The sequence below is a fragment of the Carboxylicivirga agarovorans genome (assembly GCF_050589845.1).
Lineage (GTDB): Bacteria > Bacteroidota > Bacteroidia > Bacteroidales > Marinilabiliaceae > Carboxylicivirga > Carboxylicivirga agarovorans.
In genome coordinates, this window is sequence record NZ_JBNGPA010000005.1 from 155,162 (window position 1) to 171,500 (window position 16,339).

Consider the following 16,339-nt stretch of genomic DNA (forward strand, 5'->3'; position numbering starts at 1 on the left):
AATTCGTTTAATTTAACCGGTTATTTTTTTCTTCTTTCAATGATGTATTGATTAGAAGCCTTCTTAGGATGACGAGTTTTATAACCCTTAGCCAATACCCCTGTACGAGATCTTGGGTGTCCTCCTGACGAACGACCTTCACCACCACCCATTGGGTGATCAACTGGGTTCATTGCTACACCACGAACTCGTGGGCGACGACCCAACCAACGGCTACGTCCAGCTTTTCCTGAACGCTCAAGAGCGTGGTCTGAGTTACCTACAGCACCTAAAGTAGCGCGACATGTAACCAATACCATTCTTGTTTCGCCTGAAGGCAATTTAACAACCGCGTATTTTCCTTCACGAGCAGCCAATTGTGCGAAAGTACCAGCACTACGTGCCATTGTACCTCCCTGGCCCGGACGCAATTCGATGTTGTGAATAATGGAACCTAAAGGAATCTCGCTTAATGGTAAGCTGTTACCGATCTCAGGAGCAACCCCTGTTCCTGAAGCAATAGCTTGACCTACCTGCAACCCGTTAGGTGCAAGAATGTACCTTTTTTCTCCATCAGCGTAAGCTAGCAATGCAATACGAGCACTCCGGTTAGGATCATATTGAATTGACTCAACTGTTGCGTTAACACCGTCTTTATTACGCTTAAAGTCGATTACCCTGTATCTCCTTTTGTGACCACCACCGATATTTCTAACGGTCATTTTACCAGAGTTATTTCTACCTCCGGATTTCTTTAATGGCCTCAATAAGGACTTTTCTGGTGACGCTGATGTAATCGTATCAAACGCACCAATAATTTTGTGTCTCTGCCCCGGTGTTGTGGGCTTTAGTTTTCTTACTGCCATTTTTATTAGATATTGCTATAAAAATCAATAGTATCTCCTTCAGCCAATGTTACAATTGCCTTTTTGAAGGAATTTGTTCTACCAACAATAACTCCACTCTTTGTGTAACGCGACTTTGATTTACCCGCGTATACCATTGTATTGACAGACTCAACGCTTACGTTGTATAATTCTTCAACAGCGTCTTTGATCTGAAGCTTGTTAGCGTTCTTATCAACTACGAATGCGAAGCGATTCAACTTCTCGCCTAGTTCTGTCATCTTTTCAGTTACAATTGGTTTAATAATAACTTTCATGACGAGCCTCCTTATGCGTTAAACAGTTTACCGAATTCTTCTACAGAACTTTCAACTAACACCAGGTTTTTAGCTTTCATGATGTCAAATGTATTCAGTTCATCTAATGTCACTACCTCTGCGCGCTGAATATTGCGAGCTGAACGGTAGATGTTATCGTTAGCTTCCTTTAACACTAACAATGAACGCTGACCAGTTAGCTTAAGGTTTGATACCATAGCTGCATAGTCTTTTGTTTTAGGAGCTTCAAAGTTGAAGTCTTCCAAAACAGTGATCATTTGTGATTGTGCTTTGTAAGCCAACGCAGATTTACGAGCTAACTGCTTAAGTTTTTTATTCAACTTAAAACGGTAGTTACGCGGACGAGGACCGAATGCACGACCTCCACCTACGAAAACAGGAGACTTGATGCTACCGGCACGAGCTGTACCAGTACCTTTTTGCTTTTTGATCTTACGAGTAGAACCCGTAATCTCAGCACGTTCCTTTGACTTATGAGTCCCTTGACGATTATTAGCCAAGTATTGTTTTACATCCAAGTAAATGGCGTGGTCGCTGGGCTCAATTCCGAACACCGCTTCAGGTAAATTTACCTTTCTTCCGGTTTCTTTTCCTTCAATTGTTAATACGTTCAGTTCCATTACTTTTCAATAATTAGATATGAGCCTTTTGCTCCCGGAACAGAACCTTTAACCAAAATAAGGTTGTTCTCAGGAATTACTTTAATCACTTTAAGGTTTTCAACCTTAACTCTGTCACCACCTGTACGACCTGCCATGCGCATGCCTTTGAAAACCCTTGCAGGGTAGGATGCTGCACCAATAGATCCAGGAGCGCGTAAGCGGTTGTGCTGACCGTGGGTAGCGTCACCCACACCTCTAAAGTTGTAACGCTTTACGACACCTTGAAAACCTTTACCTTTTGAGATACCTGTGATATCAACAAAAGCGTTTTCTTCGAAAAGATTCACATCAACCTCTTCACCAAGCTTTAATTCGTTTTCGAATTCGTGGAATTCTACAACTTTACGCTTTGGTGCTGAGCCGGCCTTTTTAAAGTGACCTGCCTCAGGCTGACTTGTGCTCTTTTCTTTCTTGTCGTCAAACGCCAACTGTACAGCCTCGTAGCCGTCAGTTTCCACAGTTTTAACCTGTGTAACTACGCAAGGGCCTGCTTCGATAACAGTGCATGGCACATTTTTACCATCGGCACTGAAAACGGATGTCATTCCGATTTTTTTTCCAATTAGTCCTGGCATTGTTTAAACATTTAAGATTATCACACTTTAATTTCTACTTCTACACCACTTGGCAATTCTAACTTCATCAAAGCATCGATAGTTTTAGCTGTAGAGCTATAAATATCAATCAAACGCTTGTAAGATGATAATTGAAACTGCTCACGTGACTTCTTGTTCACAAATGTGGAGCGCAACACAGTGAAGATACGCTTGTGAGTAGGAAGCGGAATAGGACCGCTTACTACTGCACCAGTGCTCTTAACTGTCTTCACGATCTTCTCAGCTGACTTGTCAACCAAGTTGTGATCGTAAGATTTAAGTTTTATTCTAATTTTCTGACTCATAGTGAGAACACTAATTGTGTTATAATAATTCTACTTTTCCTTTTGCTTCTTTTACTACTTCAATAGCGATTTGCTTAGGTACAGCAGCGTACTCTAAGAATTCCATTGATGAAGTTGCACGACCAGATGAGATAGTACGTAAAGCAGTTACGTATCCAAACATTTCTGCTAATGGCACCTTAGCTTTTACTACACGAGCACCAGCTTTAGATTCCATACCTTCTACCTGACCACGACGCTTGTTGAAGTCACCGATGATATCACCCATATACTCTTCAGGAGTAACAACTTCTACACGCATGATAGGCTCCAATAACTGAGGCTTAGCTTGTGCAGATGCTGATTTAAATCCTTGACGGGCACAAATTTCGAATGACAACTGATCTGAATCGACAGCGTGGAAAGATCCATCAAATACTTCTACTTTCAATGCTTCTACTTCACTACCGCAAAGTACACCATTCAACATAGCTTCTTTGAAACCTTTCTCAATTGACGGGATAAATTCTTTAGGAATGTTACCACCTTTAATTGTGCTTTCGAACTGAAGACCAACTTTACCTTCTTCAGCAGGTCCCATACGGAACTGGATATCGGCAAATTTACCACGACCACCAGACTGCTTCTTGAATACTTCGCGAAGCTCAACTTCTTGCGTAATCGTTTCTTTGTAAGTTACCTGAGGCTGACCCTGGTTACATTCTACTTTAAACTCACGCTTCAAACGGTCAATAAGTACTTCAAGGTGAAGCTCACCCATACCAGAAATTACAGTCTGACCAGTTTCTTCGTTTGTATTTACTTTAAATGTAGGATCCTCTTCAGCTAATTTACCAAGAGCAACGCCTAATTTATCCATATCTTTTTGTGACAATGGCTCAACAGCAACACCAATTACTGGCTCTGGGAAGTCCATTGATTCCAATACGATAGGGTGTTTCTCATCACAAAGTGTATCACCAGTACGGATATCTTTGAAACCTACACCAGCACAGATATCACCAGCTGAGATTACCTCACGTGGCAACTGCTTGTTTGATTTCATCTGATATAAACGAGAGATACGCTCTTTTTTATCAGTACGTGTATTTAATACGTATGAACCAGCATCGATCTTACCTGAATAAACACGCATAAATGCTAAACGACCAACGAATGGGTCAGTTGCAATTTTAAATGCTAATGCCGATAAAGGCTGATCTTCATCCATTTCATAAGTCACTTCGTCACCAGTCTTAGGATTAACACCTTCGATAGTTCCGATATCACTTGGAGATGGTAAGTACTGGATAACAGCATCTAATAAACGCTGAACACCTTTATTTTTAAACGCTGAACCACACATCATAGGTGTGATAGTCTGAGCAATAGTAGCTTCGCGAATCACCTTCAACATCTCTTCACGAGTGATTGAATCAGGATCTTCGAAATAACGCTCCATTAACTCATCATCATGCTCAGCAACTGCTTCAATTAATTTTCCTCTCCACTCTTCAGCTTCCGCCTTCAAGTTTTCAGGAATTTCCTGAAGCTCGTAACGAGAACCTAACTGCTCATCCTCGAACCATACAACAGCTTTGTTTTCGATCAAATCGATAACACCTTCGAAGTTTTCTTCAGCTCCGATAGGAATCTGCAATGGAATTGGATTTGCACCTAACATTTCACGAACCTGACGTACTACTTCGAAGAAGTTAGCACCTGAACGGTCCATTTTATTAACAAAACCAATTCGAGGAACATTGTACTTGTTTGCCTGACGCCATACGGTTTCAGACTGTGGCTCAACACCACCTACAGCACAAAATAATGCAACAGCACCATCAAGAACACGTAGTGAACGCTCTACCTCTACTGTAAAGTCAACGTGACCCGGGGTATCGATGATGTTAATCTTATTTTCAACACCTTCATAAATCCAGTTTGTTGTAACAGCAGCAGAAGTAATGGTAATACCACGCTCTTGCTCTTGCTCCATCCAGTCCATAGTAGCTGCACCATCGTGCACCTCACCAATTTTGTGAGTAATACCAGTATAAAACAAGATACGCTCAGTAGTCGTTGTTTTACCGGCATCGATGTGAGCCATAATACCTATGTTCCTGGTCTTTTTAAGATCTGCCTTTCCCATGACAATAATTTCTTAAATATTTAGATTAAAATCTGAAGTGAGCAAAAGCACGGTTAGCTTCTGCCATTTTATGCATGTCTTCTTTTTTCTTGAAGGCACCGCCTTCTAAATTGTATGCAGCAACAATTTCAGCAGATAATTTTTCTGCCATTGATTTTCCGCTACGCTTACGAGCGAATAAAATCAAGTGCTTCATGCCGATGGACGCCTTTCGGGCCGGACGAATTTCAGTTGGAACCTGAAAAGTTGCACCACCAACACGTCGGCTTTTTACCTCAACCGATGGAGTAATATTTTCAAGTGCTTTTTTGAAAAATTCCAATACTGGCTTTCCTTCTTTTTCAGCTTTTTCAGCTACACGATCCATAGCATCGTAAAAGATCTTGAAAGCGATTGATTTCTTACCGTCCAACATCATGTTATTCACAAACTGAGTAACTGTCTGATCGTTGAACTTTGGATCCGGAAGAAGGATCCTCTTTTTTGGTTTACTTTTTCTCATCTTCTCTTTTGTTTACTTTGTTATTCTTCTTGGCTGTCTTTACTAGTCTTCAATGCTTAACATTTACTCATCCAGTTAACTAACCAAGTAAACAACGCACTTCACAATGTCTTTAATTACTTCTTAGCAGCTTTAGGTCGCTTAGTACCATATTTTGAACGGCGCTGCGTACGTCCGTCTACTCCTGATGCATCTAATGCTCCACGTACTAAGTGGTAACGTACACCCGGAAGGTCTTTAACACGACCACCACGCACTAACACAATCGAGTGCTCCTGTAAGTTGTGTCCTTCTCCTGGGATGTAAGCATTCACCTCTTTTCCATTGGTTAAACGCACCCTTGCTACCTTTCTCATGGCTGAGTTAGGCTTCTTTGGTGTAGTGGTATACACCCTCACACACACGCCTCGTCTTTGAGGACATGCGTTCAAAGCAGGAGATTTACTTTTCTCCACCTGCTTGTTTCGTCCTTTTCTAACTAACTGATGAATTGTTGGCATAAAATTTAAATATATTGCATTAAACAATTTCGTTTCAAAACGGGGTGCAAAGGTACACTAATCCCTTGTAAAACCCCACTGATTTTCAGCCTTTTTGACAATTTTAGACAAAAAAGCGCTGCAAAAGTACTAATTTTCAATGGAAAATGAACATGTGAATTGTTATTTTTTTTTAAATCATTCTTTTTTTTCTCTTTGGAAAACAAATTGTTACTAAACCAAGCTCGATAAATGAACATCTTTACTCAATTCTCTACAAGTCGGCACTGCTTAAACTAATTTTATGCCATAAATTCGCTCTATAAAAAATTAAGAAAATGCTTAAACAACTCATTTTTGTTACAATCCTTGCATGTGCGACAGCTCAATTTATTTATGGGCAGGAAAATATTGAATCGGCACTGTCTACCATTAACCGGAACTCTCTTGAAGCGGAGTTGACTTTTTTATCATCCAATTGGTTTGAAGGTCGCGAAGCCACCACAAAAGGTGCTTATATGGCAGCCGATTACCTTGCCTCTCTCTACAAAGCTGCTGGTCTTACTGCATTTGACGACAATACCTACTTTCAGGATGTACCACTATTAGTTGCGGCAGCACCCTCTGAAGCTTCCATCATATTATCGAATAAGACCAAAAGCAAAGCATACTCTTTCCCTGTGCATTTACGAGCAGAGAGAATAAGCGAATCATATAATATCAACGCTGAGTTGATATGGGGTGGCTTTGGTATTAATTCGCAACAATTGCAGGAAATAGACTACAAAAAATGTAAAGGAAAAGTGCTAATACGCCTATCGGGTTTACCTGATGCTAAAATGGAAAGTCCTTTAAAGCAACTTATGGAAAATAAGAACCAACAAGAGTGGAGGCAAATAAAATTTGACGCGCTTAAGAAATCTGGTGTCGTTGCTGTTCTTGAATACGATCTAAATGATCCTTACGTAAGTCAATCCATAGAAGAATCACCATATCCTAAAGCTAAGGCAGAAAAAGAACTCAGTAAACGCTCATCCGGAATTTACCAAAAGAGTCTGTTCTTACCGGGTGACAAAAAAGAGGGGCCATACTTTTATAAAGTATCCAAAGCAATCATGACAGATCTGATTCCGGATTTTGAGCTGTTTATCAAACAATATCAAAATAACCTTGAATCATTAAATACTACAGTACCTGCCTTTAACTACTCATCTATTCAGCTCAATTCAACTGCCAATGTTGAATTAAAAAAGTGCAGAAACGTTATTGCCCTTATTGAAGGTTCTGAAAAACCTGATGAGATTATTGTTGTCGGCGCCCACTACGATCATTTAGGTATGTATGACGGATATATATGGAATGGTGCAGATGACAACGGCTCAGGTGCCATAGGAACAGTAGCTATTGCCAGAGCATTTATGGCCATGGGCATTCGTCCAAAACGGACTGTTATTTTTGCCAACTGGACAGCTGAAGAGCGAGGTTTATTTGGGTCCAGGTACTTTGTAAACACCTATGACAAAATTGGTAGGGTTAAATATTACCATAACTATGATATGATAGGGCGAAGTTATAAGTATGAAAAACCAGATTCAGCTGTGACCTTATTATATACAAAAAGCTGGGATCAGGCAGAGAAGTTATGTGCAACATATAATGAAGAATACCAGTTGGGACTGAAAATAAACTTCAGTGCATGGGATAATCCTACCAGCGGTAGTGACAATGCACCATTTGCCAAAAAAGGTATACCTATTATGTGGTTTCACACCGGGGGACACGAATCATATCATATGCCAGGTGATCATGTAGAGCGAATAGATTGGCAAAAGTTTGAAGCCATAGTAAAAACAAGCTTTCTGAGTCTATGGAACTTAGCTAACGAATAGTCGAAAATACAATTGATGAAATAAATATTAGGAGTATAGCAAATTTATGCTTTATCTTTGCCCAGATAAATTAAAAGAATTAATGGCTCTCGTCAACCGTGAGCCTTTGTTGTTTTGCAGCATAAGGCACCTAATACCGGGATGAGATACATTAACAATTTAAATTATTAAGCAGGTCACAAAAACAACAATTAACGTTCTTAACAACACTTGTGGCCTGCCTTATAAAAATAACAATTATGAAAGCATTTGTATTTCCGGGCCAGGGTGCCCAGTACGTTGGAATGGGTAAAGACTTATACGATAACTCTCCAATGGCGAAGGAACTATTTGAAAAAGCAAATGAAATTTTAGGATTTCGCATTACTGACTTAATGTTTGAAGGAACTGACGAAGACCTAAAGCAAACCAAAGTAACTCAACCAGCCATCTTTTTACACTCAGTGATACTAGCAAAAACATTGGGCGAAGAGTTTAAACCAGAAATGACTGCCGGTCACTCATTAGGTGAATTCTCTGCCTTGGTTGCAGCTGGCGCCATGAACTTTGAAGATGGATTAAAGCTTGTTTCACAACGTGCACAGGCCATGCAAAAGGCATGCGAGATTGAACCATCAACAATGGCAGCCATTGTTGGTATGGAAGATGCAATTGTGGAAGAAGTATGTGAAAGCATTGATGATGTTGTTGTGGCAGCTAACTACAATTGCCCGGGACAGTTGGTTATTTCAGGTTCATTCGCCGGTATTGATAAAGCATGTGAGCTTTTAACCGAGAAAGGTGCGAAACGCGCTCTTAAGTTACCTGTTGGAGGTGCTTTTCACTCTCCTTTAATGGAGCCAGCCAGGACAGAATTAGCAGCTGCGATCGAGTCAACCGAATTCAGCGCTCCTGTTTGTCCGGTTTACCAAAACGTTAATGCCCAGGCAGTAACTGATCCTGCTACTATTAAAGAAAACCTTGTTGCACAATTAACAGCTCCTGTTCGTTGGACACAAACTGTTCAAAACATGATTGCCGATGGTGTATCTTCATTCACTGAAGTTGGTCCTGGTAAAGTTTTACAGGGATTAGTCAAGAAAGTTGACCGTAAAATGGAAACAAACGGTTTCAGCACTTATCAGGGATAAAAATAGATCGTTAGTTCAATGGACTAATTGATTTATAGATATAAAAAAGGCAAGCCATTAAAGCTTGCCTTTTATTTTGCTTAGTCATCAAGCGTACTCAAATCTCCTTCATCCTCACCTAAAGCCCGCGCTTTTAAAACACGTCGCATAATCTTTCCACTTCTGGTTTTTGGCAACGACTGTTCAAATACAACTTCCTCAGGCTTGGCAATGGGCCCCATTACCTTTGCCACATGTTCCATCACTTCTTTAGCCAATTCCCTTGTTCCTTCTTTACCCGCTTTTAGTATGATGTATATATGAATGCCACTACCTTTTAACTCGTGAGGCAAAGCTATGGCCGCTGCTTCGGCCACATCAGGGTGACTAACTGCTGCACTTTCAATCTCCGCTGTTCCTAATCTATATCCACTTACCTTAATAACATCATCACTTCGTCCAATTATCCAGTAATACCCATCCTCATCTTTTCTCGCTGAATCGCCTGCATGGTAATATCTCTGCTTTTCGAACTTAGCCCAGTAAGTTTCTTTATAACGGCCATCGTCGCCCATGATAGTCCTGGCCATACCCGGCCACGGATTCTTGATCACCAATGCTCCAACATCATTGGTTGCAACATCATTCCCCTGCTCATCCACAACACCAATTTCATGACCGAAAAATGGTTTGGTTGCTGATCCTGGTTTAAGAGGTGTAATGGGCAATGGTGTAATAACAAATCCTCCAGTCTCTGTTTGCCACCATGTATCCATAATAGGACATTTTTTGTTCCCAACTACCTCATGATACCAGCGCCATGCCTCAGGGTTGATTGGCTCGCCAACCGAGCCTAACAAACGCAATGAGCTTATATCATGCCTGTTTACCCATGATTCTCCATATCGCATGAGCCCCCTGATTGCTGTGGGCGATGTATATAACACCGTAATACCATATTTATCGACCATTCGCCACCAGCGATCGGGATATGGGTGGTTAGGTGCACCTTCATACATAAATATAGTAGAGCCATTAATTAAAGGACCATAAACCATATAGCTATGACCCGTGATCCAGCCCGGATCGGCAGCACACCACCAACGATCTTCAGGTTTAATATCAAAGACCATTCGGTGGGTTGCTGAGGTATATACACTATATCCTCCATGTGTATGAACCAGGCCTTTGGGCTTACCCGTAGAACCGGAAGTATATAAAAGAAACAGCATGTCTTCAGCGTCCATTTGTTCCGTATCACATTTATGGCTGGCAATTGGCAAAGCCTTTAGGTCATGATACCAGTAATCGCGGTCATTTTCCATATAAACATCTTCACCGGTACGCTTTACGGTTATACACACTTCCATTGTGGGAGATAATTCCATTGCCTTGTTGACAATGTCTTTCAGCTTCGTTGCTTTACCACGCCTGAAACCACCGTCTGCGGTTATAACAACCCTGCTGTTGGCGGCATTGATCCGCTCTGCCAATGCTTCATGGCTGAAACCTCCGTAAACAACACTGTGGGCTGCTCCTATTTTAGCACAAGCCAACATGGCGAATATCTGCTCGGGTATCTGTGGCATATAAATCGTCACGATATCCCCCCTATGCACACCCATTGCTTTAAGAATATTGGCAAATTCAGCCACTTCGCGATTTAAGGCATGGTAAGAGTATGTTTTTAGATCACCGGGTTCCCCTTCCCATATTAGTGCCAGTTTATTGCGGGTGGCAGTTTTGAGATGACGATCAATGGCATTATGGATAATGTTTGTTTTTCCACCAACAAACCATTTATAAAACGGATGATTGGAATCATCCAAAACTTTATTCCAAGGCTGGTACCACTCAAGTCGTGCTGCTTCATCTGCCCAGAATCGTTCGCGATCTTTTATTGATGCCTGGTATAAATCTTCATACGACTTAACTGTTGCATAATCTACCACACCTTGTGCAGGATATACGAAATCCTTTGAATCCATCATAAATCTTTCAGTTTATCTCTATGGTTAATATTTTGATACCCATCAAGATAAAAACTGATTTTATGTTTTTCAATGTTTTCGGATTCTTTTTTCTTTTATGCAATACCAAAAAAGCCTCCCGAAGGAGGCTTAATCCATATTGTTAGTCAACATCAATAGGTTTATCATTGATAACAATTGCTGCTTTTTGTTGTTTGCCATCCATTAAAATGGTCAAAGGATGCTCAAACTCCACGTGCTTAAAATATTCTGTTTCACGAACCAACTTTTGCTCTTTTAATTTATCAAGACCAACGAATTGCTCTTCACTATTATGATGAACACTAAAGTAACCCACATTCATCGATGTTACATTGTGAAAGAAGTGCGAACCCAAAGAAGCGTCAAGAGGAAAATCAGGCAAGCCCATTTCAACGATAACACGGGCATGTGAAATTTGAGACCAAAAGACGGGAATACCTGTAAAACGGTCGCGCGTGCCCCATCGACCGGGTCCAATCAGCACATATTCCTTACCCTGCTCTTCAAAATAACGGTTAATCTCAGCCATCTCGGCGCCCATTTCAGCTGTTTTTGTCCTGTCAAACACATCAATGTTCATATAAACCACATCTTTTATGTGGTTCAGACGACCATTACCCATTCCTTTTATGGACTGAAGAACCATTTTATTCTTATCCACCTCGTCAAAATCAATATTCACATTGTTTTCAACACGGATCAGCGGCTTTATCTGTAACAGGTATAAAGTTGGCAAGTTACGTCGTCCCGGCTCCAGATCAACAGCAAACTCAATTTCAACAGGAGCACCCATAGCCTCTTTAAAGAAGCGAAGCAACATATCGAGTGTTCGTGACAATGGGATATAATCGTATTTCAGGATATTGGAGAAGTTAACTACACGCGGTCCCCTTTTGGAGAAATCGTTTGTCATCCGATCATAGTTGTAATCATAAACTGTTGCACAATGCTTTAGGTTTCCATCCTCTTCAGCTTCCTTAACACTAAGCTTAACGATGGCAGCATCCTCACCTCCTTTCTCGAGACAGAAATCCGTCCTATCAAGGTCAAGCGCATAGAAATACGATTGCGAATCTTTTATCTGATCCTGTATGGAGTTCAGTTCAAGCTTTGGATGCTTGGGGCAGAAACGATAAGCTTTTTCGCCTCCCACAACGTATTTACCCAATCCTACGGCCAGCACGGCAAAACCGTCTTCTGGTTTCATATATGAGAATGGGTAGTAATTATACGACTGAGCCACACCGCTTATGTGTGGGTAAAAACGATCACCCACTTTACCACCTACTACCTCCTGAATAATGACCGCCATTTTTTCCTCCTCGATCTTGTAATTAACCGCATCAAAGTAGGCCTTTGACTGATCGCTGAACATAGAAGCATACACCAACTTAACGGCTGTGCTTAACTGACGTAAGCGTTCATTAATATCGGGATGATTATTAGGCACCATATAGGTGGCATAAACACCGGCAAAAGGCTGCAACAGACTATCCTCGAATAAGCCTGACGAACGAACAGCAAGTGGCTGATCCATTACCTCCACATATTGCATGAGCTTTTCATTCACCTCATCGCTCAACTCCGACTTAAGAAACAGTTGCTTTATCTCATCATATTTTTTCTCAACAAATGCCAGGTTGTATAAATTGTTCTTTTCAATAAAATGTGTGAATTCCCCGGCGCCTATAATTGTGGTGGATGGTATACGGATATTAATATCGTCAACAATACGATCAAAATTTATGTTTTCGATAAAATTACTCAGGAAAGCAACACCTCGCCCTTTGCCTCCAAACGATCCTTCACCTATACGAACAATGTAGCGGCTGCTCTTCACCATTTCTTTTTCGAACATGACCACTTTTCCACGCAGACGCTTTAAACGAACATCTTCAAAAACATCTAAAATAGCTTGTCGCAGCTTTGTTGAACTTTCAAAGTCCTCGATACGATAAGGACGCAACCGTTTTGCAATGGATATCTCACCACGGGCCATTAACCATGTAGAGATACCATTTCTACGCGCATGATACAATAACGATTCAGGAGAAACATCTTCAATACAATCAACAAACTCTTTCATATTGCGGGCAACTGCCACTTTCGCTCCCCGACTGTTTTTAAAAACAAAGTTACCGAAGCCTAACTTCTGGTGAATAAAATTATATATGTCCAGCGATAAACTATCTGAGTTCTTATCGATAAAATCTGATTGCACAGCTTCAGCACGCAGGGCATTGGACGGATCAGATGATTGCAGCAGCGTAGGAATTATCGTCTTAGATTTTACATACCTGATAAGTTCAACACCCGCATTCACATCATCGACACCATTGCGCGCATATTGCACATCTGAAATTACACAAATCAGGTTATCGAGGTATTTATCCACGATCAGAACTGCATCTTCATAATTACTAACCAGTAGAATTTTCGGACGCACGCGCATCTTCATAATTTTGTGCAGCTGGTCACTCGACTCTTCAGACAAGATAGCCTGAGTTTGTCGCATAATGATTGAATATAGCAATGGCAGGTATCGGGTATAATACTTTTGTGAATCCTCAACCAACAGTATAACTCTCACGTCACCAACCTTCACATCTTTCTCCACATTCATCTTATCCTCGACATATTTTATCATGGCGAGGAATACGCGTGAATCACCGTTCCATACAAATACCCGATCTATGTGCTCTATATTACCACTGGCTTCATCAAAAAACTTAAGGTCAGCATTATTATTTACCATCAGCAGAATAGGCACTTCAGGTTGAATTTCTTTCAAACGTTCACTCATTTGTAATGGTGCCTGCTTGTCCAGACCAGCCATTAATATGATCATATCAAAATCACGTTCCTGCATCAACTCCTCTGCCTCTGCCGAAGTAGCCACACTCGTTATGCGCGGTGCCGTAAATAAATTTAACTGCAGGTACTCACCAAAAATCTTGTCAAAAAACCGTCCTTCACGCACAATGCTATACGCATCGTAATGATTGGCAATGAGCAAAACCTCACTTACCTTAAAAGACATGAGTTCCTGGAAAATATCCCGGTCTGAACGTTTACGGTTATATAGGTTTGATAGTGTTAATTCGTCGATTGGATTATTCATGTTGTAGATCATTAGGTAATTAGATCAATGGGTCGTCAGGCTGATTGATCGTTAGATTATTAGCACAGCTGACCACGAACAACAAAATAAATGAAAATTGTTGGGATGAGAAGAAAAGTAATGTGATTTTGGTAAGCTATTGCTTATGCTGTGTAACATATAGATATTTATCGCACTATTTTTCTACTGGGAGCATGGTGAACTTTGATCTACCTGTTGCGAAGTCTCAATACATTTATTTCCCAAATAAAAAACAGCTCTTACATGATTGTCATATCACATAAGAGCTGTTTTTTCAATGTCTGCTGAAAGAAGCATAATGCCATATCCTACAACATCTCCTTTGTACTGGGAAGTCTGTTATTATATGGATCTTTACGAATGGCTGCTTTTATCGCTTTAGCAAGTGCTTTAAATATACCTTCGATTTTATGGTGTTCATTATTCCCCTCTGCCTTAATGTTTAAATTACAAGCTGCCGCATCTGAGAAGCTCTTAAAGAAGTGATAGAACATTTCTACAGGCATATCACCTATCATTTCCCGTTTAAAATCTGCCTCCCAAACAAGCCATGAGCGTCCTCCAAAATCAAGAGTTACGTGTGCCAGACAGTCGTCCATTGGCAGACAGAATCCATAGCGTTCAATTCCACGTTTATCACCAAGTGCTTTTTTAATGGCTTCGCCCAACACGATGGCAGTATCTTCAATGGTATGATGTTCATCTACATGTAAATCACCATCGACCTTAACCGATAAATCACAGCCTGAGTGACGCCCAATCTGTTCTAGCATATGATCAAAGAAGTTAAGACCTGTTTTAATATCGCAGATACCTTTACCGTCAAGATTGATTGACACACTTATTTTTGTTTCCGCCGTATTACGTTCAACTGTTGCAGACCGTTCGGATGAAAACAGAAAAGCCGTTATTTCGCTCCAATTGATGGTTGCTAACTGGCATACCGTAGTCAAACCACCGGCATGTAATTCCTTTTCGGCTTCATGCTTGTCTTTTAAAAAGATTGCTTTACAACCAAGGTTTTTAGCCAGTTCAACATCAGTAATCCGATCCCCTATTACAAATGAATTAGCCAGATCATAGTCGCCATTCATGTAACTACCAAGAAGACCCGTTCGCGGCTTACGAGTTGGTGCATTATCTTCTGGAAAGGACCGATCAATAAGTACATCTGCAAAGGTAATACCTTCATTTTCCAATGCCTTCATCATTTTATTATGAGCAGGCCAGAAGGTATCTTCGGGAAATGAATCAGTTCCAAGACCGTCCTGATTGGTTACCATCACCAGTTCAAAATCCAGTAAGTCAACAACCTTTGATAAATGTTGAAATACTCCAGGATAAAATTCCAGTTTATCCAAACTGTCCACCTGGTAATCAACAGGTGGCTCTATAATTAATGTTCCGTCGCGGTCGACAAAGAGTAGTTTTTTCTTCATTGTTCTATCATCTTTAAACTTCGAAGCCAATCCTCTAATAAATTGGTCCATTTGTTTGTCTCTGCTCCCTCGCGGAAGCCAAATCCATGTCCTCCCTTATCAAAAATCACTTTCTTGTGAGGCACATTGAATTGCTCCAGTGAAAATGCATACGCGTGCGTATTATCAACTTTAACAGTCATATCATCAGTGGCATGTAAAATAAAAGTAGGTGGAGTTTTGTCCGACACCTGCTTCTCACAGGAAAACAATTCAACCAGTTCAGCATTTGGATAGTTTCCCAGTAAGTTCTTTCTTGATCCCTGATGGGTCAAATCACTGCTCATAGAGATAACCGGGTACATCAGAATTGAAAACGCCGGCTTGCAGTTGTTCTGATCTTTAAATCTATCGAGATGAAACAAGGTGGAAGCTGAAGCTGCCAAATGACCACCTGCCGAAAATCCCATGATTCCGATAGATTGCTGATCAATACTTAAATCATTTGCCAATTCATTTAATCGCTTCATCGCCTGTAAGGCATCTGTTAAAGGTGTAAAAACCGGATCAGAACTAATTCGCTTATCAGGTAAGCGGTACTTCAGAACTGCAGCGTGAATACCTCGCGTATTGAACCATTCGGCTACTTTAGTGCCTTCGTGCTCATAGGCTTCAAATGCATAACCACCTCCGGGGCATATCAGAACAACAGGCCGTTTGCCAGAGCTGTTACTTTTAAAGAATAGAATCTCTGGCGCGACAATATCACTAATGAGTTTACTGCCTCCATTGGATACTGATTTAACTTCCGTCAGGTCAGTTTCTGTTCTGTAAGGCATTTGTTCAGTCCATAAGGCAATTACCTGTTGCTGTGAAAGGCCGTTAAAAGCCAAAGTAAGAAGTCCCATTAATGCTATTAGTTTATTCATTAT

The 16,339-nt window shown here is 40.8% G+C and carries 14 protein-coding genes; 2 read left to right on the plus strand and 12 right to left on the minus strand.

All coding sequences use genetic code 11. The features are described 5' to 3' along the window. Positions 1 to 20: 20 nt before the first annotated feature. The 8 genes from rplB to rpsL all read right to left on the minus strand — a co-directional run bounded on the left by rplB (position 21) and on the right by rpsL (position 5,858). Positions 21 to 845 carry a 50S ribosomal protein L2 gene (gene rplB / locus ACRD69_RS07885; protein ID WP_430814523.1) on the minus strand — a complete coding sequence of 275 codons (825 nt, stop codon included), beginning with the start codon at positions 843 to 845 and terminating at the stop codon, positions 21 to 23. A 5-nt stretch (positions 846 to 850) separates the two neighbouring features. Beyond that, positions 851 to 1,141: a 50S ribosomal protein L23 gene (gene rplW, locus ACRD69_RS07890; protein WP_430814524.1), complete on the minus strand. Its 291-nt coding sequence runs from the start codon at positions 1,139 to 1,141 to the stop codon at positions 851 to 853. Between the two features lie 11 nt (positions 1,142 to 1,152). Continuing rightward, positions 1,153 to 1,782 carry a 50S ribosomal protein L4 gene (gene rplD / locus ACRD69_RS07895; protein ID WP_430814525.1) on the minus strand — a complete coding sequence of 210 codons (630 nt, stop codon included), beginning with the start codon at positions 1,780 to 1,782 and terminating at the stop codon, positions 1,153 to 1,155. Further along, positions 1,782 to 2,399: a 50S ribosomal protein L3 gene (gene rplC, locus ACRD69_RS07900; protein WP_430814526.1), complete on the minus strand. Its 618-nt coding sequence runs from the start codon at positions 2,397 to 2,399 to the stop codon at positions 1,782 to 1,784. The genes rplD and rplC overlap by 1 nt, the downstream gene beginning before the upstream one ends. Positions 2,400 to 2,419: 20 nt before the next feature. Next, positions 2,420 to 2,725, minus strand: a complete 306-nt coding sequence (gene rpsJ, locus ACRD69_RS07905; RefSeq protein WP_130642659.1) for a 30S ribosomal protein S10 — start codon at positions 2,723 to 2,725, stop codon at positions 2,420 to 2,422. Positions 2,726 to 2,744: 19 nt separating this feature from the next. Next, positions 2,745 to 4,856: an elongation factor G gene (gene fusA / locus ACRD69_RS07910; RefSeq protein WP_430814527.1), complete on the minus strand. Its 2,112-nt coding sequence runs from the start codon at positions 4,854 to 4,856 to the stop codon at positions 2,745 to 2,747. A gap of 25 nt (positions 4,857 to 4,881) precedes the next feature. Then, positions 4,882 to 5,358, minus strand: coding sequence for a 30S ribosomal protein S7 (rpsG, locus tag ACRD69_RS07915; protein ID WP_262325223.1), 477 nt, complete (start codon positions 5,356 to 5,358; stop codon positions 4,882 to 4,884). A gap of 116 nt (positions 5,359 to 5,474) precedes the next feature. Beyond that, a complete protein-coding gene (gene rpsL / locus ACRD69_RS07920) occupies positions 5,475 to 5,858 on the minus strand; it encodes a 30S ribosomal protein S12 (protein ID WP_212191489.1) in 384 nt (127 codons plus the stop codon). 317 nt (positions 5,859 to 6,175) lie between these two features. Between rpsL and ACRD69_RS07925 the strand changes: the two genes are divergently transcribed. Together ACRD69_RS07925 and fabD are read left to right on the plus strand one after the other, a co-directional pair. Next, on the plus strand, positions 6,176 to 7,726 hold the full coding sequence (locus ACRD69_RS07925) for a M28 family metallopeptidase (RefSeq protein ID WP_430814528.1): 1,551 nt from the start codon (positions 6,176 to 6,178) through the stop codon (positions 7,724 to 7,726). Between the two features lie 239 nt (positions 7,727 to 7,965). After that, the gene (fabD, locus tag ACRD69_RS07930) at positions 7,966 to 8,856 is read left to right on the plus strand and encodes an ACP S-malonyltransferase (RefSeq protein ID WP_430814529.1); all 891 of its coding nucleotides are present in this window, start codon (positions 7,966 to 7,968) and stop codon (positions 8,854 to 8,856) included. Positions 8,857 to 8,936: 80 nt separating this feature from the next. Here fabD and acs read toward each other — a convergent pair whose 3' ends face one another. The 4 genes from acs to ACRD69_RS07950 all read right to left on the minus strand — a co-directional run bounded on the left by acs (position 8,937) and on the right by ACRD69_RS07950 (position 16,336). After that, positions 8,937 to 10,826: an acetate--CoA ligase gene (gene acs / locus ACRD69_RS07935; protein WP_430814530.1), complete on the minus strand. Its 1,890-nt coding sequence runs from the start codon at positions 10,824 to 10,826 to the stop codon at positions 8,937 to 8,939. A gap of 142 nt (positions 10,827 to 10,968) precedes the next feature. Then, a complete protein-coding gene (locus ACRD69_RS07940; RefSeq protein ID WP_430814531.1) occupies positions 10,969 to 13,968 on the minus strand; it encodes a PEP/pyruvate-binding domain-containing protein in 3,000 nt (999 codons plus the stop codon). Positions 13,969 to 14,297: 329 nt separating this feature from the next. Continuing rightward, on the minus strand, positions 14,298 to 15,428 hold the full coding sequence (hisB, locus tag ACRD69_RS07945; RefSeq protein WP_430814532.1) for a bifunctional histidinol-phosphatase/imidazoleglycerol-phosphate dehydratase HisB: 1,131 nt from the start codon (positions 15,426 to 15,428) through the stop codon (positions 14,298 to 14,300). Then, on the minus strand, positions 15,425 to 16,336 hold the full coding sequence (locus ACRD69_RS07950; RefSeq protein ID WP_430814533.1) for an alpha/beta hydrolase: 912 nt from the start codon (positions 16,334 to 16,336) through the stop codon (positions 15,425 to 15,427). Before ACRD69_RS07950 ends, hisB begins: the two co-directional genes overlap by 4 nt. Positions 16,337 to 16,339: the final 3 nt, after the last annotated feature.

Excerpts from the sequence above, each read along its gene's own strand:
- rplB (WP_430814523.1), bottom strand. The coding sequence starts at position 845 with ATGGCAGTAAGAAAACTAAAGCCCACAACACCGGGGCAGAGACACAAA.
- rplW (WP_430814524.1), bottom strand. The coding sequence starts at position 1,141 with ATGAAAGTTATTATTAAACCAATTGTAACTGAAAAGATGACAGAACTA.
- rplD (WP_430814525.1), bottom strand. The coding sequence starts at position 1,782 with ATGGAACTGAACGTATTAACAATTGAAGGAAAAGAAACCGGAAGAAAG.
- rplC (WP_430814526.1), bottom strand. The coding sequence starts at position 2,399 with ATGCCAGGACTAATTGGAAAAAAAATCGGAATGACATCCGTTTTCAGT.
- rpsJ (WP_130642659.1), bottom strand. The coding sequence starts at position 2,725 with ATGAGTCAGAAAATTAGAATAAAACTTAAATCTTACGATCACAACTTG.
- fusA (WP_430814527.1), bottom strand. The coding sequence starts at position 4,856 with ATGGGAAAGGCAGATCTTAAAAAGACCAGGAACATAGGTATTATGGCT.
- rpsG (WP_262325223.1), bottom strand. The coding sequence starts at position 5,358 with ATGAGAAAAAGTAAACCAAAAAAGAGGATCCTTCTTCCGGATCCAAAG.
- rpsL (WP_212191489.1), bottom strand. The coding sequence starts at position 5,858 with ATGCCAACAATTCATCAGTTAGTTAGAAAAGGACGAAACAAGCAGGTG.
- ACRD69_RS07925 (WP_430814528.1), top strand. The coding sequence starts at position 6,176 with ATGCTTAAACAACTCATTTTTGTTACAATCCTTGCATGTGCGACAGCT.
- fabD (WP_430814529.1), top strand. The coding sequence starts at position 7,966 with ATGAAAGCATTTGTATTTCCGGGCCAGGGTGCCCAGTACGTTGGAATG.
- acs (WP_430814530.1), bottom strand. The coding sequence starts at position 10,826 with ATGATGGATTCAAAGGATTTCGTATATCCTGCACAAGGTGTGGTAGAT.
- ACRD69_RS07940 (WP_430814531.1), bottom strand. The coding sequence starts at position 13,968 with ATGAATAATCCAATCGACGAATTAACACTATCAAACCTATATAACCGT.
- hisB (WP_430814532.1), bottom strand. The coding sequence starts at position 15,428 with ATGAAGAAAAAACTACTCTTTGTCGACCGCGACGGAACATTAATTATA.
- ACRD69_RS07950 (WP_430814533.1), bottom strand. The coding sequence starts at position 16,336 with ATGAATAAACTAATAGCATTAATGGGACTTCTTACTTTGGCTTTTAAC.